Genomic DNA, 22087 nt, shown 5'->3' on the forward strand with positions numbered 1-22087 from the left:
GAATCCGTCTTTCCTGATGTGGCCGCCGTTGCTGAACCCATCTCCTGCCGGGGCGAATAAACTCGTCCCGACAGGTTCATCCCCCACAGATACAGCCGTCACAAGTGCTTGGTGTCACCAGTACTGGGGGTAGTGCTTTGCCCCGCGCAGGTTGTTGTACACGAGCGCAACGGCCACCAGCAGCAGGGCGCCGGCGAGGGTCGGGGTGAGCAGGAAGGACCAGCCTGGCGCGGTGAGGAAGACGATCACCGGGTTGGAGCCGGCCGGCGGATGCACGCAGCGTAGCGCCATCATGCCCATGATCGCCAGTGCCACCGCCAGCGCGGCGGCCCACCAGTGCGGGCCGAAGGCTGCCAGGCAGGCCAGGCCGACGAAGCTGCTCAGCGTATGGCCGAGGACGACGTTACGCGGCTGGGAGAAAGGCACTTCGGGAAAGCCGAAGACCAGCACGCAGGACGCGCCAAATGACCCCAGCAGCAGGGCCAGTGAAGCCTGTTCGGCAAGGCCGGCGACCGCCGCGATGGCGAGGAAGCCGCCCAGCCCGGCCAGGGCGACGGAGCGGGCTGGCGGCACGGGAGGCAGGGCGCTACCGGCGCCGCGCAGACGGTGAAGGAAGGCAGGCATCGGTGTTCTCCTGTAAAGTAGACAGATCTGTCTACTATCAGCCTTCGCCGTCGGCTTTGCAAGCCCTGCGGCAGCAGGTAACGTGAAGCCATGTCCAGTCCAATGCCACCGCAGCCTGTGTCCCGTGCCGACAAGCGCGCCCATCTGGTTGACACCGCCCTGAGCCTGTTCGCGGCCGGTGGCTATCATGCGGTCGGGATTGACCGGGTGCTGGCCGAGGCCGGGGTCGCCAAGAAAACCCTGTACGCTCATTTCCCGTCGAAGAACGCGCTGATCGCCGAGGTGCTGCGCGAGCGTGACCGGCGCTTCCGCGCCAGCCTGGCGGCCTTCGTCGACCGCCAGTCGGTGCCGATCGATCGTCTGGCGGCGGTGTTCGTCTGGCACCGCCAGTGGTTTGCAGAACCGGGCTTCGCCGGCTGCATGTTCCTCAACGTGGCGGCGGAGTTCCACGGGGAAGTGGCCGAGTTGCAGCAGCTGGCCCGTGAGCACAAGCAGGCCGTCGAGAGCTACCTGGCTGGGTTGCTGGAGCCGCTGGTCGGCGTTGATGCGGCCCCGGCGCTGGCGGCAGATTTCAACCTGCTGCTCGATGGGGCAATCGGCGTGGCGCTGGTGAGCGGCGACGCAGGGGCCGCGGAGCGGGCCTGGAATATGGCCCGTCGGCTGCTTCCCGCCACGGCTTGATTCGTTGCCGATCTCTGTTTTCTTATCACCCGTGTGTTCAGGAGAGCCTGCCCGTGAGCGAAACCAAGCCCCCGGTTGCCATCCGTGCCGCCGACGCCGAACCCCGTCGTCGCCCGTCTGCCTATCCGGAGCCATTCGCGTCGCGGATGAACGGCCGTGAGAAACGGCCTCTCGGCGATCTGTTCGGCCTCGGCAATTTCGGCGTCAATCTGGTGTGCATGGCCCCCGGTGCGGTGTCCGCGCTGTGCCACGCCCATAGCCGGCAGGACGAGTTCATCTACGTGTTGAGCGGCACGCCGACCCTGCGTACCGACCAGGGCGAAACCCGCCTCGAGCCTGGCATGTGCGCAGGCTTCCGGGCCGGCTCCGGTGATGCGCACTGCCTGGTGAACCTCAGCGAGGAGGAGGTCGTGTACCTGGAGGTTGGCGACCGCAGCGAGGGCGACGCCGTCAGCTACCCGGACGACGACCTCCAGGCCCTCCGCGAGGACGGCCGCTGGGTCTTCGTGCACAAGGACGGCTCGCCCTACTGAGCCGGTTTATGGGTACAGCCCGCGCACCTTGTGGGCCAGCAGCACCCGTTCGCAGCCGAGCACGAAGGCGGCCGTGCGCAGCGGGATGCCCTTCGCCTGGGCCGAATCCCACACCGCCGCGAAGGCTTCGCGCATGATGCGGTCGAGGCGGGCGTTGATCTCGTCCTCGGTCCAGAAGAAGGCGCTGATGTCCTGCACCCACTCGAAGTAGCTCACCGTCACGCCGCCGGCGTTGGCGAGCACGTCGGGAATCACCGTGATGCCGCGCTCCTGCAGGATCAGGTCGGCTTCCGGCGTAGTCGGGCCGTTGGCGCCTTCGGTGATGATGCGGGTGCGGATGTGGCCGGCGTTGGCGGCAGTGATCTGGTTTTCCATCGCCGCGGCGACCAGCACGTCGGTTTCCAGCTGCCAGAAGTCGTCGGTGGAGATCGCTTCAGCGCCCGGTGCGCCCTGCAGCGTGCCGTGTTCGTGGCGCCAGGCCTTTACCGCCCGCACGTCGAGGCCGGCGGGATTGACGATGGCGCCGGTGCTGTCCTGCAGCGCAACGATCTTCGCGCCGGCGTTGGAGAACAGGCGTGCCGCCGCTTCGCCGACGTTGCCGAAGCCTTGCACGGCGACTCGCGCATCGGCGATGTCCAGGCCGATGTGCCGCGCCGCCTCGACGGTGGCGACGAACACGCCGCGGCCGGTGGCGTCCTTGCGGCCCAGGCTGCCGCCCAGGCTGATCGGCTTGCCGGTGACCACGCTCATCGCGGTGCGGCCTTCGTTCATCGAGTAGGTGTCCATGATCCACGCCATGGTCTGCTCGTTGGTGTTGATGTCCGGGGCCGGCACGTCCTTGTCCTGGCCGAGCAGGATGTGGATCTCGCTGGTGTAGCGGCGGGTCAGGCGCTCCAGCTCGGCGGTGGACAGCTGCCGCGGATCGACCCGCACGCCGCCCTTGGCGCCGCCGAAGGGCACGTTCACCACCGCGTTCTTGACGGTCATCCACGCCGACAGGGCCATCACCTCGGCGAGGGTCACGTCCGGGTGGAAGCGGATGCCGCCCTTGCCGGGCCCGCGGGCCAGGTTGTGCTGGACCCGGTAACCCTCGAAATGACCCATCTCGCCGTTGTCGAGGCGGATCGGCACATTGACGATCAGCGCCCGCATCGGGCGGGTGAGGATGGGCGTCAGCGCGCGCAGCTCGGGGTTCAGGTGCGGTTCGACCCGGTCCACCTGCACCAGGAAGGTCTCCCACGGGCCGAGGTGCTCGGCCGACAGGTAGGACGGGATGTGCGAAACATTGTTCACTTTGTCTTCCTCCTCCGACGGGCCGGGGCGGGACGCTCTGCCGGCCTCCTTAATAACGCAGAGTGTGCAGCGGGCTTTCGGTTCCGCCCAGTTGATCCCGGCTGTGAACTCTGTCGGCTATGATCGCGCTGTGTGTTTTTCGCGACGGCGGTCCGTGATGCGTGTTCAGAAGCTGATTGTTCTTGCCATCGGCGGTGCGGCGAGCCTGGCCGTCCACGCTTCGGACGAAGCCCGCCTGCCCGGCGACGCGGCCGCGGTGCAGGCCGCAGCGGCTGACCGACCGTTCAAGCTGAGCCTAGGCGAATACCGCTACGGCGGCAATTTCAGCGGTCAGGACGTGAACCTGCGCTACCGTCGCGGCGACTCCTCGGTGTGGCTGGGGGCTTACCGCGACCGGGATTTCGGCACCCAGGGGCGGGCGGGCATGGACACCAGCTGGCAACCCTTCGAGGGCTCGACGCTGGCCCTGCAGCCATCGCTGCAATGGGCATCCGGCGGATTCTGGGGTGGCAGCTTCAGCGTCGAGCTGGGTGAGCCGTGGTTCGTGCAGGCCGGCATCGGGCGCACCAACACCAAGCCCTACTTCAATCTCAACTTCGATCCCAACGACGCGCTGTCGCTGGCCGCCGGCTACCGGGACGACAGCGGCCGCACCTACTACCTGATGGCGATCCGCGACGACCGCCTGGGCACCCACCAGCAGCACGTCCACGCGGTGGCGCGCTGGCCGGTGGGCAATGGCCAGCGGATCACCGTCGACGTGCTGCGCAAGACCGGCATCGCCGACAGCGGCCCGGTGGAAGGCTGGGGTCTCAGCCTCGGCTACGACTTCCCGGCCTGGTTCCTGCGCCTGGCCTACGAGCCGTGGCAGAACTTCAGCGACGTGAACGCCACCCGCCTGACGGTGGGCTTCCGTTTCTGAGGCCGGCGCCGGCTTTACTGGCCGAGCGCCCCGAAGACCTTCTTCGCGAGGCCGGTGGCGGCGCCTACCGGGTCCTTGCGGATCGCCTTCTCTTCCTCGGCGATCATCAGGTAGAGGCCGTCGAGGGCTTTGCGGGTCACGTAGTTCTCGATCTTCAGCTCGTCGCCCTTGACCAGCCCGAACTGGCTGGCCTTGCTGGCCAGCTTGTTGTATTGGGCGGACAGGGCCAGCTTGTCGGTGGTCTCCTTCACCGTCGGCAGGAATGATTCCGCCAACTGGGCGGAGGTCTTCTCCTTGAAGTATTGGGTGGCCGAGTCGTCGCCGCCGGTGAGGATCTTCTTGGCATCCTCGACGCTCATCTTCTTCACCGCGTCCACCAGCAGGACCTTGGCCTTCGGTACGGCCTGCTCGGCGGCCTTGTTCATCGTGGCGATCAGGGCGTCCACGTCCTTGCCGCGGCCCATCGTGCGCAGCACCCCTTCCAGCGGAGCGATGCTGTCGGGCAGGCCGATCTTCACTTTCGGATTGTTGAGGAAACCACCGTCCGCGCCCAGCTGTCCAACCGCTTTGCCGGCCCCCTGGACGAGGGCGTCCTTCAGGCCACCCGACGCATCCTTGTCGGTCAGGTCGGACAGACCCAGGGCCCAGGCTTGGCTACAGATGACAAGCAACAGCAAAGCTCTCAAAATCGCACGCACGGCATACCTCCTTCTTTTCCGGTTGAACACGATGTTATTAAAGGCTATCACGCGTCTTGTCGCGCCTGTCCTGATCCTGGCCTTCCTGCATGGCTGCAGTCAGCAGGCGGCGGCGCCCGACGTGAGCTTCACGACCCTCGACGGCCAGACCCGCCAGCTGTCGTCCCTGAAGGGCAAGGTGGTGCTGGTCAACTTCTGGGCTACCACCTGCACCACCTGCGTGGCCGAAATGCCCAAGCTGATCGAGACTTACAACAAGTTCGCGCCGAAGGGCTTCGAGACCGTGGCCATCGCGATGGACTACGACCCGCCCGAGTATGTGCGCAACTACGCGCAGAAGAACGGCCTGCCCTTCACCGTGGCCCTCGACAGCGGCGGCAAGGCCGCCAAGGGCTTCGAGGACGTGCGCCTGACGCCGACCACCTTCCTGCTCGACAAGCAGGGCCGGGTCGTCCAGAAATACCTCGGCGAGCCGGACTTCGCCAAGCTCCACGCCCTTCTCGACAAACTCCTGGCCGAACCCGCGTGACGCGCCGCGGGTTGATCCTGGCGCTGGCCGCGGCCGGCGCGGTCGCGGCTGTGCTGCTGTGGCCGAAGGGGCGCGAGGTGGACGTGGCGGCGGTGCGCAAGGCGCCGCTGACCCAGTCGGTGGTGGCCACCGGGCGCATCGTCACGCCGGCGCGGATTTCCATTGGCAGCCCGCTGGCCGCCACGGTGCTCGAAGTGGCCGTGCGCGAGGGCGACAAGGTGAAGGCCGGCCAGGTGCTGGCCCGCCTGCGCGCCGACGACGCCGAGGCGCTGATCGGCCAAGCGGTGGCTGCGCTGGCCGAAGCCGAAGCACGCCTGACCCAGATCGAAGCCCTCGGCCGCCCGGTGGCGGCCCAGCAACTGGCCCAGGCCGAAGCCAATCGGTCGGTGGCCCGCGCCGAGGCGGAGCGCGCCAGCCAACTGGTCGGCCGCGGTTTCTATGCCCAGTCCAAGGCCGACGATGCGCTGCGCAACGCCGCCAATGCGGAATCCGCGGTGGCCGCAGCCCGCGCCCAACTGGCGGCCCAACAGCCCGGCGGCACCGAAAAGATCGCCGCCGAGGCGCGTGTCGCCCAGGCCCGTGCCCAGCTCGCCAACGCCCGCGCGCGGGCCGCGCTGCTGACCCTCACCGCGCCGTCGGCCGGCGTGGTGCTCAGTCGCAAGGCCGAGCCCGGTGACGTGGCCGCGGCCGGCAAGGTGCTGCTGGAACTGGCCGACAGCGGCGAAACCCGTGTCTACGCGACGGTGGACGAGAAGAATCTGCGCCTGTTGCAACCCGGCCAGCAGGCCCGTGGCGTCGCCGATGCCTATCCGGCGCGGCCCTTCGATGCGACCTTGTACTACCTCGCACCGGCGGTGGACCCCCAGCGCGGCACCGTCGAGATCCGCTTCCGCGTGCCGGCGCCGCCGGATTTCCTGCGCCCCGACATGACCGTCTCGGTGGAGACCATTACCGGCCGCCGTGACGCCACGCTGGTGCTGCCGTCCGAGGCGGTGCGCGACCTCGACGGTGGCAAGCCGTGGGTGCTGCTGGCCCGGGACGGCGTGGCGGTGCGCGCCGATGTGCAGCTCGGCCTGGCCGGCATCGGCCAGGTGGAAATCCTCAAGGGCCTCGCCGAAGGCGACCAGGTGGTGCTGCCGGCCTCCGGCGCGCTGGAAGGCGACAAACTGCGCATCCGCGAACCGAAGAAGCCCAAGGTCGGCGGCGTGCAGGTTCCGCAGGGCATGATGCGTTGAAGCTGCGCCTGCCTTTCGCGCCACTGGTTGCGCTGCGCTTCCTGCGCGAGGGGCGCATGCAGACCCTGCTGATCCTCGCCGGCACCACCGGCGGGGTGGCGGTGATCGTCTTCCTGACCCAGCTGATCACCCAACTGCAGGCGCAAATCGTGGACCGGGTGCTCGGCACCCAGCCCCACGTGGTGATCCGCCCGCTGGAGGAGGCCAACCGCCGTGCCTTCGACGACCCGGCCTCGACGGCGGTCATCGAACCCCGTGCCCAGCGCCTGCGCTCGGTGGATCAGTGGGAGAACGTGGCCCGCCTGGCCGCCGCCATGCCCGGCGTCACCGCGGCGTCACCGACGGTGACCGGGCCGGCCTTCGCCGTGCGTGGCCAGGCCAACAAGTCCGTCGCGCTGATGGGTATCGATGCCGAGCGCTACCGGCGCATCGTGCGCATGGAGGAATACATGGTTGCCGGCCGCTTCGCGGTGGACGGCACCCGCGCGGTGATCGGCTCCGAGCTGGCCAAGGATCTGGGCATCCGCCTGGAGGACAAGCTGCGCGTGGCGCTGCCCAACGGGCGCGACGAGCTGCTGCAGGTGGGCGGCATCTTCGACATCGGCAACAAGGACCTCAACCGCCGCTGGGTCTTCGTGACGCTACCGCTGGCCCAGAGCCTCCTCGACTTGCCCGGTGGGGTGTCCAACCTGGACCTGACGGTAGCCGACATCTTCGACGCCCAGGCCATCGCCGAACGCCTGCAGGGTGCCACCGGCCTCACCGTGGACAGCTGGATGCAGACCAACGCCCAGCTTCTCGCCGCGCTGCGCAACCAGACGGTCTCGAATAACCTGATCCGCAGCTTCGTGATCCTCATCGTGGCCCTTGGCATCGCCAGCGTGCTGGTGGTGAGCGTGGTCCAGAAGCAGAAGGAGATCGGCATCCTGCGCGCGATGGGCGCCAGCCGCGCGATGATCCTGCAGGTTTTCCTTATCCAGGGTGCGCTGGTCGGGGCGGTCGGTTCGATCTTCGGCAGCCTGCTGGCCTTCGGGCTGCTCAACATGTTCTCGGCGATCTACCGCAACGCCGACGGCAGCCCACTGTTTGCCGCTGAACTGGAGCCGCGCTTCATCGTGCTGGCGGCGCTGGTGGCCACCGGCGTCGGCCTCGCGTCGGCGCTGATCCCGGCGCGCCGCGCAGCGAAGATGGACCCGGTGCAGGCGATCCGTTCATGAGCGACGCAGTCATCGAGCTCGCAGGCCTGACCAAGGCCTACAACGTCGGTACGCCGGTGGAGACCGAGGTGCTGCACGGCATCGACCTGAGCCTGGCGCAAGGTGAGTTCGCCGCGCTGATCGGCCCGTCCGGCTCCGGCAAGAGCACGCTACTGAACATCATCGGCCTGCTCGAGCGGCCCACTGGTGGCCATCTGTCCATCGGCGGCCGCGACACGGCAGCCCTGTCGGAAGCCGAGATCACCGCGCTGCGGGGGCGCAGCATCGGCTTCGTGTTCCAGTTCCATTATCTGTTGCCGGCCTTCAGCGCGCTGGAAAACGTGATGATGCCGGCCATCATCGCCCGCGGTGCGCCCGACGACGAGGCCGAGGCGACGGCCCTGCAACTCCTCGACGCAGTCGGCCTGAAGGCCCACGCCCACAAGAAGCCGGCCGAGCTGTCCGGCGGCCAGCAGCAGCGCGTCGCCATCGCCCGTGCGCTGGCGCTGCGGCCACGCCTGATCCTTGCCGACGAGCCGACCGGTAACCTGGACACCCACACTGCCGACGACATCTTCGCGCTGCTGCGGGAGTTCAACCGCCAGACCGACTGCGCCTGCCTCATCGTGACCCACGATCCGCGCCTGGCGGCCCGCTGCGACCGCACCGTGAGGCTGGTGGACGGGCGCCTCGCCGCCGATTGCTGAGCATCCATCCGCCGCATTGCTTGGTGTTTCAACAAGCCGTGAGATATTGCGCTGCAGCGTGATTTGCCGAGTTGCCAATTGCCCAGGCCTTCAGTATGGTTTTGTAACGAATTTGATAATTTTGAAATAGTCACAAGGACCCTCTGGCATGCCGTCCCAGGAGCAGTTGCTGAAAGTCATCGAGATCCAGACCGAGATCGTCAAGGCTGGGCTGGACCTGGGCGAAGTAATGGCGCTGGTGGTCGAGCGCACGCTGGACCTGATCGATGCCGACGGCGCGGTGATCGAGTTGGCCCAGGAGGGCGACATGGTCTACGCGGCGGCTTCCGGCATCGCCGGCCCCCACTTGGGCCTGCGTCTGCGCCAGGCCAACAGCCTGTCTGGGATGTGCGTGGAAAGCGGCTCCATCCTGCGCAGCGACGATACCGAGCAAGACGCACGGGTGGACCAGGTGGCCTGCCGCCGGATCGGCCTGCGCTCGATGATCGTCATGCCGCTCAAGTTCGACAACAAGGTGGTTGGTGTTCTGAAGGCCATGTCCGAGCAGCCGCGGGCTTTCCGGGTGCAGGACGAAGCCCTGCTCGGCCTGCTGTCCGACCTGGTGGCGGCAGCGATGCATTTCGCCACCCAGCTCGACAGCGACAAGCTCTTCCAGAAGGCCACCCACGATGGCCTTACCGATCTGGCCAATCGCTCCCTGTTCATGGACCGCCTGCGCAAAGTGGCGGCCCGTAAGGGGCGCGAGCGGCGGCCCGCCTGCGTGTTGATGATCGATATGGATGGCCTCAAGCAGCTCAACGACACCTTCGGTCATCGGGTCGGCGATGCGGCGCTCCGCGAGGTGGCCAAGCGGCTCAAGACCGCGTCCCGTGAATCGGATACGGTGGCACGCTTGGGGGGCGACGAGTTCGCTGTGCTGCTGGCCCCGGTCGAGCCGTCGGCCGGCGTCGATACGGTCGTTCAGCGCTTGTATGCCAATGTTGTTGGCCCCTTCCGGTACGAGGACCAGGCTTACGATCTGAGCGTGAGCATCGGCGCCGCCTGCTTGCCGGACGATAGCGACGATATCGAACAACTGCTCGATGTCGCCGACCGCCGCATGTATTCCGCCAAGCAGGCGCACCGCCGCCGGAAAACCGATAGCGCCAGCCTTTGAAAGGATCGGCGTATGGGTGGGCGCATCCGCCACCCGCAACGGGCTTCGACGCCATGATCAGTTTTCGGAAGCTCTTCATATGTCTCTTCTTCCCCCTCGCGGCGCTGCTGGCCGGGGGCGCGATGGTCTATGGCCATCTGGAGGTGGAGCGCGAACTGGCGTACCGGCGCGAACTGGAGCTGGCCCAGGTCAGGCTTGGCGTCGGCGCGGCGACCTGGAATATCGAACCGGTGGCCGGGGACCTGTTGTTCCTGTCCCGGTTGCGCAGCCTGCGTGAGGTGGCGCACGAACCGAGCGCAGCCCGGCTGGCCTCGCTGGCGGCCGATTTCTCAGCCTTCTCGGGGGCCAAGCAGGTTTATGATCAGATCCGCTGGCTCGACGAAAGCGGCATGGAGCGGGTGCGTGTGGACCTGCGCCAAGGGCTGCCGGTGACGGTGCCGGCAGCCGAGCTTCAGAACAAGGCGCAACGCTATTATTTTCGCGAGGCGCTGCGTCTCGGTATCGGCGAGGTGTTTATCTCGCCCCTCGACCTCAACATCGAGCATGAGCGTATCGAGATCCCCTATAAGCCGATGCTCCGCGTGGCTACCCGGGTGGTCGATGGGGATGGCCGCAGGCGCGGCGTGCTGGTCCTCAACTACTACGGGAATGGCATCCTGCAGGCTTTCGCAAAGGCCACCGGCGGGCGTGGCATGCTCGTCGACATGCAGGGCTACTGGCTGAAAAGCCCTCGAGCGGCCGACGAATGGGGCTTCATGTTCAAGCGTGCCGAGGCGAGCATGGGTGTCCGGGCGCCTGCGGCATGGAAAGCCATCGTTGCGGCGGAGCGCGGGCAGACAGAGCTTCAGGACGGGGTGTGGACCTGGGAGACCATGCGCCCGCTGGGTTCCGCCGAGTCGCGCCGCGCGGGAATGCCGCCGGCCGGCGATTATTTCTGGAAAGTCGTCTCCCACTGGCCCGGCGAGCAACGGGATGCCATCGCACAGCGCATCCGACTGAGGGTCGCCGGCGCCGCCGGACTGATGTTGGTGCTGGCCGGGCTGGGCAGCTGGAAACTGGCGCGTGCCTGGACCTTGCTGGCGGAATCGGAAACCAAGTACCAGACCATCTCGAAATTCGCCTACGACTGGGAAACCTGGATTTCGCCGAACCGTCAGCCGCTGTTCAGTTCGCCGTCCTGCGAACGGGTGACCGGTCGTCCGGCGGCGGATTTCATGGCCGACCCCGACTTTCTGCGCAATATCGCCCATCCCGACGATCGGGCGATTGTCGATGAGCACCTGCTGCACCACATCGACAGGCACGAGACCTGCGAATTCTGCTTCCGTATCCTGCTGCCCGATGGACAAGTGCGCTGGATCGAGCACATCTGTCTGCCGGTGTTTTCCGAATCCGGTGAGTTCCTTGGCCGCCGGGCTTCCAACCGGGACATCACCGACCACAAGAACGACGAGGCGCGGATCCAGCAATTGGCTTTCTTCGACGTGCTCACCGGCCTGCCCAACCGGCGCATGCTGTCCGACCGTCTCGATCACGGCCTGGCCCAGGCGCGGCGCTTCGGACGCTCGCTGGCGGTGATGTTCCTCGATCTCGACCACTTCAAGCAGATCAACGATACCCTCGGCCACGACGCCGGCGACGAACTGCTGAAGCACGTCGCCAACCGGTTGCAGGCTTGCGTGCGCAGCGGTGACACCATCGCCCGCCAGGGGGGCGACGAGTTCATCGTGGTGCTCACCGAAGTCACCCATGCGGAAGACGCCGCACGAGTGGCCGACAAGATCATCCAGGCCATCGGCGAGCCGATCCGGATCTCCGGTATGCCCCTGCACGTCTCCACCAGCATCGGCATCGCCGTGTACCCCATCAACGGCAGCGACGACGCCCAGGAACTACTCAAGAAGGCGGACAGGGCCATGTACGCCGCGAAGGCCGCGGGGCGCAACACCTACCGGTTTTTTGCGGACTGAGATCTCGGGTATCGTGCAGGCCCGCGTCGACAGCGTATCCGACCCTCTAAAGCCATTCATGATCTCCCCATTCCAGGCCCTGGCTTGCCCCCTTGACGGAGGGCCCTTGATCCCCGGCAGCACCGCCTGGCGATGTGCGGCCGGCCACAGTTTCGACCTGGCCAGCCAGGGTTATATCAACCTGTTGCCAGTGCAGCAGAAGCGTTCCCGCGATCCCGGTGACAGCAAGGAGATGGTCACGGCGCGTCGGCGTTACCTCGAAAGCGGCGTGTATCGTCCGATTGCCGACGCGGTGAGCCGGGCGGTGCTGGCGGAGTTGCCTGCCGGCGGGCCGGCAGCCTGCCTCGACGCGGGCTGTGGTGAAGGCTACTACCTGCGCGAGCTGGCGGCGGCGGCCGATGCCGGCGGCGCGGACCTGGCCGTGCTGGGCCTCGATATCTCGAAGTGGGCGGTACAGGCTGCCGCCAAGCGCGACAAGCGGGTCGCCTGGGTGGTCGGCAGCAATGCCAACCTGCCGGTGCTGTCGGGCACCGTGGACCGGCTGCTGTGCCTGTTCGGTTTCCCGGTGTACGGCGAGTTCGCCCGCGTGCTGCGGACTGGTGGCGAGCTGCTGCAGGTGGATGCGGGGCCGGATCACCTGCGCGAGCTGCGCGAGATCATCTATCCGACGCTGAAGGCGCCACGCCCGCCGGACGAGCGGGTGCCGGACGGCTTCCGGCGGCATGGCGTGGACACCGTCCGCGCAGCCATCCACCTCGACAGCGCGGCGCAGATCGCCGATTTGTTGACGATGACGCCGCACCTGTACCGCGCTACAGCCGAAGGACGGGCCCGCGCGGCTGCGCTGGAATCCCTCGACCTGACGGTGGACGTCAGCCTGACGCGCTTCGTGCGTAGCGCCTGAGGTCGATTCGGTGCGGACTTTCCAGTTGAGTCCGCTGCCTGTCCTGCGTCCATTCGTCGACCGCCTGTGGGGTTGGGAAGGGGAGGCCGGCGAAGTGGTGGCTCTACCGACTGTGCTGCCGGGCACCGGGGCAGAGCTGTATTTCCACTACGGCGAGCCCTTTGCCTGGGACGATAGTGCAGATGGCTTCCGGCCGGCAGAGGCTGGTCATCTGTTCTGCCAGCGTCGCCGGTCGCTGCAGCTTAGATCGTCGTCCGGGCTGGGCTTCATCGCGGTGCGTTTCCGGATTGGCATGATCCATCGTTTCACCGGCGCGCCGGGCCGGGAACTGCACGACGGTAGCCATTCCGTTGCCGATCTGTGGGGTGCCGAGGGGCGGGCTCTGCTTGGGCGCCTGTCCTACGCGACGGGGCGTGACGAACGGGTAGCCTTGATCCAGCGTTTCCTGATCGAGAACCTGCGTCGGGATGCGTGCGATGCCATGGTGGAAGCCGGGATGGCGCTCTTGTACCGCCACGCGGGTGCACTGTCGGTTGATGCGCTCGCCGCTCGGCTGTATTTAGGCCGTCGTCAGCTGGAGCGCCGCTTTCTGGCTGTGACGGGCCAGACGCCGGGGGAGGTGAAAGGTCTGTGCCGCTTTCAGCACGTTGTCCGCGATCTGGTGCTGGATGCGGCGGCGCGTCCAGCCGGGGCTGCTGTGGCACGGGGCTATTACGATCAGGCGCATTTCAACCGGGACTTTCGTGCGCGGGTCGGCTGTGCGCCCGGTGAATACCTGCAGCGGGCACGCGCCGGGACGCATTTCTACAATACGCAGATCTGATGCATCGGCATGCTGAGTGCTCCTTTACTACGGACATGGAGCATTCAGATGTATGGACTGATCGTGGAACTGGCGGCCAAACCGGCTTTCGATGGTGATCTGGAGGCGCTTTTGCGCGACCTCGTGGCAGCGGCGGGGCCGGAAGAAGGCACGCTCTTCTACGCCGCGCACCGGATGGCCGGGCGGGGCAATAAGTTCGTGTTGTACGAGTTGTATCGTGATCGTGCTGCTTGGGACGCGCATGTCGGCTCGGAAGTCCTGCAGCAGGCCCTGCGGCGTTTCGAGGACTGGCTGGTCGTGCCTCCGAAAATTACGTATTGTGAGGCCGTTGCCACTACCCCCATCGGGTAGATCCTGTCTTCCGCCGCCGCTTGCCGGCGGCCCGTGCCTAGGGTGAGTTTGCTTATGTCGGGTTTTGTGCCGAGCTTTGGGGTGGCCGAAGGTGCCATTGCGTCGCGGGTGTTTCCGTTCGTCGGAACGTCCTTGTTGCTGGACCCCGATCTCCAATTGCCGGACCCGACGCGGCTGGCGGCCCTTGGCCCGTGCCTGGAGGCGATTACGATAGGCCGCCTCGACGGCATTTCCTGCGAACTGCGCCTGTGGCCGGCCCATCTAGGCGTGCCGCCGGAATTCACCACCCGCGATTACCGCCAGCTGTGGGGCCGCTGGCCCGATGGCTTGCACGAGGCGCTGGCACGCGCCCGCCAGCTGGTGTCGTGGCTGATGCAGCATCGTTTCTGCGGCGAATGCGGCGGTCCGCTGCACACCAGCGCCAGCGAGCCGGCGCGGGAATGCCGGGCCTGCGGTGCGAAGGCCTATCCGCGCATCTCGCCGGTGTGCATCGGCCTGATCCTGAAGGGCGACGAGCTGCTGCTGGCTCGTTCGCCGCATTTCCCGCCGGGCATCTACAGCGCGCTGGCCGGCTTTGTCGAGGCCGGCGAAACCGTCGAGGACTGCCTGCGCCGGGAGATCCGCGAGGAGGCTGGCATCGAGATCGCCAACATCCGCTGGTTCGGCAGCCAGCCCTGGCCTTTCCCCAATTCGCTGATGCTCGGCTTCTTTGCCGACTACGCCGGTGGCGACGTCGTGGCCCAGGAAAGCGAGATCGAGGACATCGGCTGGTATCCCCTCGATGCATTGCCGATGTTGCCTCATCCATCCACCATCGCCTTCCAGATGATCGACGCGGTGCGCAAGGGCCAGCATCCGCGCTGAGGAACGTTCGCCTGGCGGCGGAGTCGCAGCAGGACCCGGCAGCTTGCCGTCATTCCTCGGAGGAACCATGTCCGGAACACCCCGCGTCGAAGCCGTCCTGCAGGACACGCCTTACCTTGTGCAGTTGTCCGATGATCTGGGCCACGTGTGGTCCGCCGACGAGCCCGTCGAACTGGGCGGCGGTAACGCCGGCCCATCGCCGGAGCGCCTGATTCTCGGCAGCCTCGGCACCTGCACGGCGATCACCCTCAAGATGGTGGCGACACGCCGCCAATGGCCGCTGACCGGCGTACGCGTGGAGCTGCGGCTCAACCCGGCGGGCAAGCCGGAGGCCGGCAACGACATCGAGCGCCTAATCCATCTGGACGGCGAACTCAGCGACGAGCAGCGTGCCCAGCTGCTGAAGATCGCCAATGCCTGCCCGATGCACAAGCTGCTCACCGGCGAGGTGCGCATCCATACCGAACTGAGTGCCTGAGGGCGGGAGGACGGAATCATGACGATCCAGCGTATCGAGGCCCGCACGGCCGACCTGGGCGAAGGGCTGACGATCCGGCGCGCTGTGCCGACCCGTGAGCGGCGCATGGTGGGCGCCTGGTGTTTCCTCGACCACATCGGGCCGCGGGATTTCGAGGTCGGCCATGGCATGCACGTCGGTGCCCACCCGCATATCGGCCTGCAGACCTTCACGTGGATGATCGAGGGCGAGGTGCTGCACCGGGACAGCCTCGGCCACGAGCAGGTGATCCGCCCCGGCCAGGTCAATCTGATGACCGCCGGGCGCGGCATCGTGCATACCGAGGATTCCCAGCCTGGCGAGACGCGTCTGCACGCCGCGCAGTTGTGGATTGCACTGCCGTTTGAAGAACGGGAGCGCGAGCCGGCCTTCGAGCACTATCCCGACCTGCCGCGCTGGGACGCCGACGGCTGCGTGTTCACGCTGCTGGCCGGGCGCCATGGCGACCACGTGGCGCCGGCACGCCTGTATTCGCCGCTGGTCGGGCTGGACGTGAGCAGTACGGTGGGTGGCCATGTCGGCCTGGCGCTGGAACCTGGCTTCGAATACGCGGTGCTGCCGCTGGAAGGCCATATCGACATCGATGGCGAGCGCTTCGGCATCGGCGAACTGGCCTATCTCGGTGACGGGAAGGCGCGTTTCGATGCGCAGCTGTCGGCGGGCGGGCGCGTCCTGCTGCTCGGCGGCGAACCCTTCGGCGAACCGGTGCTGATGTGGTGGAACTTCGTCGGTTTCAGCAAGGACGAGATCGCCGCTGCCCAGCATGAGTGGGAGGCCGGCGATGCTCGCTTCGGCCCGGTGGCAGGGCCCGGCGAGCGGCGCCTGGTTGCGCCGCCGCTGCCCTGGCCGGGTTACTGAGCATCCGCCGGCGCAGCTTGGCCGGTAGCCGCCAGCCAGGCTTCGTAGCCGCCCTGCAGCGGCCGTACCGACAGGTAGCCGGCTTCCAGCAGATGGCGTGCTGCCTGGATTGCGCCGGCATCCTCCGGACAGGCGCACAGCGTGACGATGGGGCGGCTCTTCGGCCAGTCGCCGACCGCCTCGTGCAGGCGGTCGTGTTCCGCGACCCGCGTGCCGGGGAGCGGGCCGGTGGCGGCGATCATCGTCGCGCCGCGCAGGTCCAGCACCAGCGGCCGGTCGGATGACTCCAGTGCTTCCAGCAGTTCGGCCGGTGTGATGTGGGCGATCGCGCACTGCTGGCGGAAACGGTATTTCTGCCACAGCTTCCAGCCGAGCCAGGCCCCGGCCAGCAGGCCGAGCACCACCAGCGCGCGGCCCATGTGTTCGTCCAGCGCAAGGATGGCGGCCTGCACTGCCTCCTTCAGCACCCAGCCTGCCCCCAATGCCGCACCGGCCCACAATGCAGCGCCGGCTGCCGCGGCCAGCAGGAAGCCGCCGAGGTTCATGCGCAGCGCGCCGGCGATTGGCGGCGCCACCGTCGAGAAGCCGGGGATGAACTTGGCCACCACCAGCGACGACAGGCCCCAGCGGATGAAGCGCGCTTCGGTCTGGCTGACGCAGGAGGCCGGGTTGATCGACAGTCGGCATAGCCCGGCCAGCACCCGGTAGCCGAACACTTTACCGGCGCCGTACCAGGCCCAGTCGGCCAGCACCGAGGCCAGCACCGCCACCGCCAGCAGCTTGCCCAATCCATCGGGCCCGGCGGCGAGGCTGCCGGCCAGCAGCAAGGTTGGCAGCGCAGGCACCGGCACGCCCATCTGCTGCAGCAGCACATTGACGAATACCACGCCGACGGCGTCCTGGCGGAGGGTGTGGCTGAGCTGGGCGAGTTCCATCGGGGCGCTGACTGGTGGGCGAATAACCGATTATCGGCCGGGGCAGGATTTTTTGCCGTGCCGGTGATGATCGGCGTCACGCCGATATGTCGGCGGAGATCCGTATAATTCCGCTGTCTTTCGGCCCTTAGCCGGGCTTTTATCCGACGGAATGCCATGAAAGCCAGGACCACGCTCTATGACCTGCTTGGGCTGGCGCCCACCGCCAGCGAAGCCGATATCCAGGCCGCCCACCTGCGCCTGACCCGCCATTACCAGTCCGGCAATCACGGCCTGCAGCCAGTCGATGTGGACAACAAGCTGAAGGCGATCCGCGAGGCGGTGTGGATCCTCGCCGATCCGGGGCGGCGGGCTGCCTACGATGCGGGCCTGGCACGCAGCCAGCCGCCTGTCGCCGAGGCCGCCGTCGAGCCGCTGCTGGCCAAGGAACCGCTGCCGCTGCAGGTGGAGATCAAGGCCGCCAAGCGCTCGCCGCTGCGCATCATGCTGGGGGTGATCGGCACGCTGATGATCATCGGCATGCTGATCCAGATCTTCTTTTCGGTCTTCGCGTTCCGTCGGGTGACCAGCGGTGACGGTGCTGCGGAGGCGCAGCAGAAAGTCATCGCGGCCGAGCGGCGCCAGATGTATGGCGACCTGTCGGAGCAGGAGATTGCCGAGCAGGAAGCCAGCGAGCGCCGCCAGCGGGCGGAGTCGGCGCGCCGCTCCGAGGAACAGCGCGCGGAATACGCCCGTAAGGAAGAGGAGCGCCAGCGCGAGCGGGCCCTGCAGGAGCGCGGCTATTACGCCGACCGGGTGTCGTCCGAACTGCAGCAGGCCGAGGAGTCGGCCCGCCGCAAGGCCGAATACGAGCAGCGCCAGAAGGAAGAACAGCAACGCCATGCCGAGGAAGAGGAGCAGCGCCGCGTGCAGGAGCGGCTGGCACGGGAGCGGGCACGCCTGCACCTGAACAGCAACTGAGGGTGGGAGCATTGGCCTGCTGGGCAAGCAGCAGGCGGGGCTTTCCGGGATAATCCGGCATGAGCTCGATTCTTCCCCCGCTGCCGGACACCGATTCTGCCGCTTCCCTCGAAGCGACTTTCGTCCCGCCCCCCGTCGCCGCCGTGCCGGCGCCCTTCGACCAGCTGCCCCTGCCTGCCGCGGTGATCGCCAACCTGGCGCGCCTCGGCTACCACACGATGACGCCGATCCAGGCCGCTGCGCTGCCGGTGGCCCTGGCCGGCGACGACCTGATCGCCCAGGCCAAGACCGGCAGCGGCAAGACGGCGGCCTTCGCGCTGCCGCTGCTGGACCGCCTCGACGCGCGCAGCTTCGCCGTGCAGGCCCTGGTGTTGTGCCCGACCCGCGAACTGGCCGAGCAGGTCGCCCAGGAAGTCCGCCGCCTGGCCCGTGCCGAAGAGAACATCAAGGTCCTCAGCCTGTGCGGAGGCACGCCGATCCGGCCGCAGGCCGACAGCCTGGCCCACGGCGCGCACATCGTCGTCGGCACGCCGGGCCGCCTGATGGATCACCTGTCCCGCGGCAGCCTCAAGCTCGATGCGTTGCGCGCACTGGTCCTCGACGAGGCCGACCGCATGCTCGACATGGGCTTTTTCGACGACATCGCCTACGTCGCCCGGGCCTGCCCGAAGGACCGCCAGACCCTGCTGTTCTCGGCCACCTACCCGGAGGGCGTGGTGCGCCTGGCCCGCCAGTTCATGCGCCAGCCGCGGGAGATCGCGCTGGCCGAGCAGCACGAGGCCGACAAGATCCGTCAGCGCTTCTACGAGGTGACGCGGGAACAACGCCTGGCCGCCGTCGGCCTGCTGCTGCGCCATTACCGTCCGGAGAGCACGCTGGCCTTCTGCAACACCAAGCAGCAGTGCCGCGACCTGGTGGACACGCTGCACGCCGAGGGCATCCATGCGCTGGCCCTGCACGGTGACCTCGATCAACGCGAGCGCGACCAGGTGCTGGTGCGCTTCGCCAACCGCAGCTGCTCGGTGCTGGTGGGGACCGATGTGGCTGCTCGCGGCCTCGACATCGCCGGGCTGGAAGCGGTGATCAACGTGGACGTGACGCCCGACCCGGAGGTGCATGTACACCGCGTCGGCCGCACCGGCCGTGCCGAGCGCGACGGTTGGGCGCTGAGCCTGGTCGGCCCGACGGAGAAGAACCGCGTCGGCAACATCGCCCGCAGCCAGGGTTTCGAACCCGTCTGGGAATCCATCGCCGAGCTGCAGGCCGAGAACGCCGCGCCGCTGCTGCCGCCGATGGCCACGCTGCAGATCCTCGGCGGGCGCAAGGAAAAGATCCGCCCCGGCGATGTGCTCGGCGCGCTGACCGGCGAAGCCGGCTTCGCCGCCGAGCAGATCGGCAAGATCAACGTGACCGAGCAATCCACCTACGTGGCTGTACGGCGCGATATCGTCCGCCAGGCCCTGAAACGCCTCGCCGACGGCAAGATCAAGGGCAAGAAGGTCCGCGTCCGCTTGCTCGACGACTAAACTGCCGCCAGCCGGGAATTGCTGGGTTCCCGGGCTTTGAAATCGTCACGGGCCGCTGCCGTGGCTCATACAGGATTCCATCATGGCTGATTCCCACCGTTTCCCGGAGGCCGACGTCGCGGCGATCTACCGCGTCATCGCCGAGCGGCGCGACATGCGCCACTTCCGCCCTGACCCGGTCGATCCCGAGATCCTGGCGCGCCTGCTGTGGGCGGCCCACCATGCCCCCAGCGTCGGCTACATGCAGCCGTGGCGCTTCATCCGCATTACCGACCGGGGCCTGCGCGAGCGCATGCACGTGCTGGTCGAGAAGGAGCGCCGCAACACCGCCCGCGCCCTCGGCGAACGGGAAGAGGACTTCATGCGCCTCAAGGTGGAGGGCTTGCTCGAAGCCGGCGAGGTGATCGTCGTGGCGCTCGCCGACGGCCGTGAGAAGCACGTTTTCGGCCGTCGTACGCTGCCCGAGATGGACCTCGCCTCGGTGGCCTGTGCGATCCAGAACATGTGGCTGGCGGCCCGCGCCGAAGGCATCGGCCTCGGCTGGGTGTCGATCTTCGACCCGGTGGACCTGGCCACGCTGCTCGACATGCCGGTCGGCGCGCGTCCTGTCGCGATCCTGTGCATCGGTCACGTGGACGAGTTCTATCCCAGGCCGATGCTGGAGATCCACCAGTGGGCCGAGCGCATGCCGCTGGAGACGGTGGTCTTCGAGAATGGCTGGCGGGCCGGTGAGCCGGTGGCGTCAGGCGGCTGACGGGCCCTTGTGCGCACGCCGGGCGAGCCAGGTGCCGCCCACCAGCAGCACGACGAAGCTCAGAATCTCCCAGGCGGACAGGAAGATCGTCAGCGCGTTCTGCCCAGGCGCCAGGCTACCCGGCACGCGCACGGCCAATACCGGCAGCGTCATCAGGCCGGCGACCGCCACGGCCCGCTTGCCGTACAGCCAGGCCAGCGGGTAACAGGCCAGCGCGGCCAGCAGGGTGGCGGCCAGGAAGCCCTGGCTCATCAGGATCGCCGGCGTCAGCGGGCTGCCCGGCGTGATGGGCATCAGCCAGCGGGCCAGCTCGAGGGCCTGGCCGTAGCCGATGAAGCCGGCCAAGAGTGCGAGCGGCAGCGCCGCCGCCTGCTGGAGTGGGGATGGAGCTGGCATGGACGGATCGGGTGGCCGGCGCAAAGGCGACGTGTTCGTGGAATGCCCGCATTCTGCACGCATCGGGCCCGCGTTGTGGCCGCTGCGCCGCGACGGGGGCACACCGTCCCGCTACAATGCCGCCTCTTCTCCATCAGCACGGATGTATCCCCCATGTGGTTCCGCAATCTCCAGATCTACCGTCTTCCCGAAAACTGGGGCCTGACTGCCGAAGCCCTCGCCGAGAAGCTCGCCGCGCGGCCCTTCCAGCCCTGCGGCAGCCAGGACATGGCGACCCGCGGCTGGAGTTCGCCGACCAAGGACGACCGCTTCGTGCTGGCGGTCGGTGGCCATTTCCTGGTTGCGCTGGCCGTCGAGCAGAAGCTGCTGCCCTCGTCGGTGGTCAATGAGGTGGCGGCCGACAAGGCCGAGATGATCGAGGCCCAGCAGGGCTACAAGCCCGGCCGCAAGCAGATGAAGGAAATCAAGGAGGCGGTGCTGCAGGAACTGCTGCCGCGCGCCTTCACGCGCCGCCGCAAGGTGTTCAGCTGGATCGACCCGGTGGGCGGCTGGCTGGTCATCGACGCCGCCAGCCAGGCCCGCGCCGAGGAAGTCCTCGAGGCTCTGCGCGACACGCTGGATGAGCTGCCGGTGAAGATGGTCAAGACCCAGCTGTCGCCGGTGTCGGTGATGACCGGCTGGCTGGCCGCCAACGAGGCATCCGGTGCTTTCAGCATCGACCTGGACTGCGAGCTGCGCGCCGTCACCGACGAGAAGGCCGCCGTGCGCTATGTGCGCCACGCGCTGGACGGCAAGGACGTGCAGGACCATCTGGCCGCCGGCAAGCTGCCGACGCGGCTGGCGCTGACCTTCGACGACCGCATCTCCTTCATGCTCACCGAGAAGATGGAGATCAAGCGGCTGGCCTTCCTCGACATCATCAAGGAAGAGGCCGAGCGCCAGGCCGACGCCACCGACATGCAGATCGAGGCCGACTTCGCGCTGATGAGCGGCGAGCTGTCGCGCCTGATTCCGGCCGTGCTGGAGGCCCTCGGCGGTGAAGTGAAGGACGCGGTGATCTGAACGCCGCAGGGGAGGCCGGTCTCGGCTTCCCCTCCAGGCTGGCTTGGCAGGCGTCAGCGGGCGGTCAGCCCGTTGGCGATGCGGTCGATGCCGGCCTGGGCGCAGGCGGCATCCTTGTCGCCGCCCGGCGCGCCGGAGATGCCGATGGCGCCGACCAGGTCTTGGCCGGCCAGGATCGGCAGCGCGCCTTCCAGCGTGGTGACGTTTTCCAGCTGCAGGATGCCGGCGGCGTTCGGCGTGCCGGCGATGCGCTTGCCGAATTCCCCCGACGTGGTCTTGAAGGTCAGGCTGGTGTAGGCCTTGCGCAGGCTGTTCTCGATGGTGTGCGGGCCGGCGCCGTCGTCATGCAGGACGACCTTGCTGCGGCCGAGGCGGTCGAGCACGGTGACGGTGACCGCATAGCCGTTCTTGCGGCAGGTTTCGAGGGCCACCGAGGCGGCTTCGTGGGCTGCCGCATAGGACAGGTTGCGCACATTGACGACGGCCTGGGCCTGGGCCAGCAGCGGCGTGGCGAGGCAGAAGGCGGCGACGGGGAGCAGGGTCTTCAGTTTCATCGGAGCGGTGTGCTTTCGTTGAGGGAACGCGTGTTGCGT

At 67.6% G+C, this 22087-nt stretch carries 25 protein-coding genes; 19 read left to right on the forward strand and 6 right to left on the reverse strand.

Annotated elements, in window-relative coordinates:
* Positions 1-114: 114 nt before the first annotated feature.
* Positions 115-624 (reverse strand): HPP family protein, encoded by a 510-nt coding sequence (locus tag AC1PQG_RS24855; protein WP_481120398.1) that lies wholly within the window; start codon positions 622-624, stop codon positions 115-117.
* Between the two features lie 90 nt (positions 625-714).
* Between AC1PQG_RS24855 and AC1PQG_RS24860 the strand changes: the two genes are divergently transcribed.
* Both AC1PQG_RS24860 and AC1PQG_RS24865 read left to right on the forward strand, forming a co-directional pair.
* Positions 715-1305 carry a TetR/AcrR family transcriptional regulator gene (locus tag AC1PQG_RS24860; protein ID WP_481120399.1) on the forward strand — a complete coding sequence of 197 codons (591 nt, stop codon included), beginning with the start codon at positions 715-717 and terminating at the stop codon, positions 1303-1305.
* A 53-nt stretch (positions 1306-1358) separates the two neighbouring features.
* A complete protein-coding gene (locus tag AC1PQG_RS24865) occupies positions 1359-1838 on the forward strand; it encodes a cupin domain-containing protein (RefSeq protein WP_481120400.1) in 480 nt (159 codons plus the stop codon).
* 6 nt (positions 1839-1844) lie between these two features.
* Here the strand turns inward: AC1PQG_RS24865 and AC1PQG_RS24870 are convergent, their stop codons facing one another.
* Positions 1845-3131 carry a Glu/Leu/Phe/Val family dehydrogenase gene (locus tag AC1PQG_RS24870; RefSeq protein ID WP_481120401.1) on the reverse strand — a complete coding sequence of 429 codons (1287 nt, stop codon included), beginning with the start codon at positions 3129-3131 and terminating at the stop codon, positions 1845-1847.
* 157 nt (positions 3132-3288) lie between these two features.
* Between AC1PQG_RS24870 and AC1PQG_RS24875 the strand changes: the two genes are divergently transcribed.
* Positions 3289-4053 carry a hypothetical protein gene (locus AC1PQG_RS24875; RefSeq protein WP_481120402.1) on the forward strand — a complete coding sequence of 255 codons (765 nt, stop codon included), beginning with the start codon at positions 3289-3291 and terminating at the stop codon, positions 4051-4053.
* Positions 4054-4067: 14 nt separating this feature from the next.
* Here AC1PQG_RS24875 and AC1PQG_RS24880 read toward each other — a convergent pair whose 3' ends face one another.
* On the reverse strand, positions 4068-4724 hold the full coding sequence (locus AC1PQG_RS24880; protein WP_481120403.1) for a DUF4197 domain-containing protein: 657 nt from the start codon (positions 4722-4724) through the stop codon (positions 4068-4070).
* A 58-nt stretch (positions 4725-4782) separates the two neighbouring features.
* Between AC1PQG_RS24880 and AC1PQG_RS24885 the strand changes: the two genes are divergently transcribed.
* The 12 genes from AC1PQG_RS24885 (at position 4783) to AC1PQG_RS24940 (ending at position 15861) form a co-directional block, all read left to right on the forward strand.
* Positions 4783-5280 (forward strand): peroxiredoxin family protein, encoded by a 498-nt coding sequence (locus AC1PQG_RS24885; RefSeq protein ID WP_481120404.1) that lies wholly within the window; start codon positions 4783-4785, stop codon positions 5278-5280.
* Positions 5277-6515 (forward strand): efflux RND transporter periplasmic adaptor subunit, encoded by a 1239-nt coding sequence (locus AC1PQG_RS24890; protein ID WP_481120405.1) that lies wholly within the window; start codon positions 5277-5279, stop codon positions 6513-6515. Before AC1PQG_RS24885 ends, AC1PQG_RS24890 begins: the two co-directional genes overlap by 4 nt.
* A complete protein-coding gene (locus AC1PQG_RS24895; RefSeq protein ID WP_481120406.1) occupies positions 6512-7732 on the forward strand; it encodes an ABC transporter permease in 1221 nt (406 codons plus the stop codon). Before AC1PQG_RS24890 ends, AC1PQG_RS24895 begins: the two co-directional genes overlap by 4 nt.
* Entirely contained in the window at positions 7729-8418 is a 690-nt protein-coding gene (locus AC1PQG_RS24900) for an ABC transporter ATP-binding protein (protein ID WP_481120407.1), read from the forward strand. The genes AC1PQG_RS24895 and AC1PQG_RS24900 overlap by 4 nt, the downstream gene beginning before the upstream one ends.
* 148 nt (positions 8419-8566) lie before the next feature.
* A complete protein-coding gene (locus AC1PQG_RS24905) occupies positions 8567-9574 on the forward strand; it encodes a sensor domain-containing diguanylate cyclase (protein WP_481120408.1) in 1008 nt (335 codons plus the stop codon).
* A gap of 53 nt (positions 9575-9627) precedes the next feature.
* Entirely contained in the window at positions 9628-11544 is a 1917-nt protein-coding gene (locus AC1PQG_RS24910) for a diguanylate cyclase domain-containing protein (RefSeq protein WP_481120409.1), read from the forward strand.
* A gap of 58 nt (positions 11545-11602) precedes the next feature.
* Positions 11603-12448, forward strand: a complete 846-nt coding sequence (locus AC1PQG_RS24915; RefSeq protein WP_481120410.1) for a putative RNA methyltransferase — start codon at positions 11603-11605, stop codon at positions 12446-12448.
* A 25-nt stretch (positions 12449-12473) separates the two neighbouring features.
* Positions 12474-13271, forward strand: a complete 798-nt coding sequence (locus AC1PQG_RS24920; RefSeq protein WP_481120411.1) for a helix-turn-helix domain-containing protein — start codon at positions 12474-12476, stop codon at positions 13269-13271.
* A 48-nt stretch (positions 13272-13319) separates the two neighbouring features.
* Complete coding sequence (locus AC1PQG_RS24925; protein ID WP_481120412.1) at positions 13320-13622, forward strand: putative quinol monooxygenase; 303 nt, start codon at positions 13320-13322, stop codon at positions 13620-13622.
* A 54-nt stretch (positions 13623-13676) separates the two neighbouring features.
* A complete protein-coding gene (gene nudC, locus AC1PQG_RS24930) occupies positions 13677-14486 on the forward strand; it encodes an NAD(+) diphosphatase (RefSeq protein ID WP_481120413.1) in 810 nt (269 codons plus the stop codon).
* 67 nt (positions 14487-14553) lie between these two features.
* On the forward strand, positions 14554-14964 hold the full coding sequence (locus AC1PQG_RS24935) for an OsmC family protein (protein WP_481120414.1): 411 nt from the start codon (positions 14554-14556) through the stop codon (positions 14962-14964).
* Between the two features lie 18 nt (positions 14965-14982).
* On the forward strand, positions 14983-15861 hold the full coding sequence (locus AC1PQG_RS24940) for a pirin family protein (protein WP_481120415.1): 879 nt from the start codon (positions 14983-14985) through the stop codon (positions 15859-15861).
* Here AC1PQG_RS24940 and AC1PQG_RS24945 read toward each other — a convergent pair.
* Positions 15855-16796 carry a VTT domain-containing protein gene (locus AC1PQG_RS24945; RefSeq protein ID WP_481120416.1) on the reverse strand — a complete coding sequence of 314 codons (942 nt, stop codon included), beginning with the start codon at positions 16794-16796 and terminating at the stop codon, positions 15855-15857. The two genes, AC1PQG_RS24940 and AC1PQG_RS24945, sit on opposite strands and share 7 nt — an antisense overlap.
* A 156-nt stretch (positions 16797-16952) precedes the next feature.
* On the opposite strand from AC1PQG_RS24945, the gene AC1PQG_RS24950 reads away from it, so the two are divergent.
* The 3 genes from AC1PQG_RS24950 to bluB all read left to right on the forward strand — a co-directional run bounded on the left by AC1PQG_RS24950 (position 16953) and on the right by bluB (position 20036).
* The gene (locus tag AC1PQG_RS24950) at positions 16953-17756 is read left to right on the forward strand and encodes a J domain-containing protein (RefSeq protein ID WP_481120417.1); all 804 of its coding nucleotides are present in this window, start codon (positions 16953-16955) and stop codon (positions 17754-17756) included.
* A 59-nt stretch (positions 17757-17815) separates the two neighbouring features.
* A complete protein-coding gene (gene dbpA / locus AC1PQG_RS24955; protein ID WP_481120418.1) occupies positions 17816-19282 on the forward strand; it encodes an ATP-dependent RNA helicase DbpA in 1467 nt (488 codons plus the stop codon).
* 82 nt (positions 19283-19364) lie between these two features.
* A complete protein-coding gene (gene bluB, locus AC1PQG_RS24960; RefSeq protein ID WP_481120419.1) occupies positions 19365-20036 on the forward strand; it encodes a 5,6-dimethylbenzimidazole synthase in 672 nt (223 codons plus the stop codon).
* On the opposite strand, the gene AC1PQG_RS24965 is transcribed toward bluB, so the two are convergent.
* Positions 20025-20432, reverse strand: coding sequence for a hypothetical protein (locus AC1PQG_RS24965; RefSeq protein ID WP_481120420.1), 408 nt, complete (start codon positions 20430-20432; stop codon positions 20025-20027). The genes bluB and AC1PQG_RS24965 overlap by 12 nt on opposite strands.
* A 153-nt stretch (positions 20433-20585) precedes the next feature.
* Between AC1PQG_RS24965 and AC1PQG_RS24970 the strand changes: the two genes are divergently transcribed.
* Positions 20586-21494, forward strand: a complete 909-nt coding sequence (locus AC1PQG_RS24970; RefSeq protein ID WP_481120421.1) for a recombination-associated protein RdgC — start codon at positions 20586-20588, stop codon at positions 21492-21494.
* 53 nt (positions 21495-21547) lie between these two features.
* Here AC1PQG_RS24970 and AC1PQG_RS24975 read toward each other — a convergent pair whose 3' ends face one another.
* A complete protein-coding gene (locus tag AC1PQG_RS24975; RefSeq protein ID WP_481120422.1) occupies positions 21548-22048 on the reverse strand; it encodes a GlcG/HbpS family heme-binding protein in 501 nt (166 codons plus the stop codon).
* Positions 22049-22087 lie beyond the last annotated feature (39 nt).

This window comes from Zoogloea sp. GDB6 (assembly GCF_056724105.1).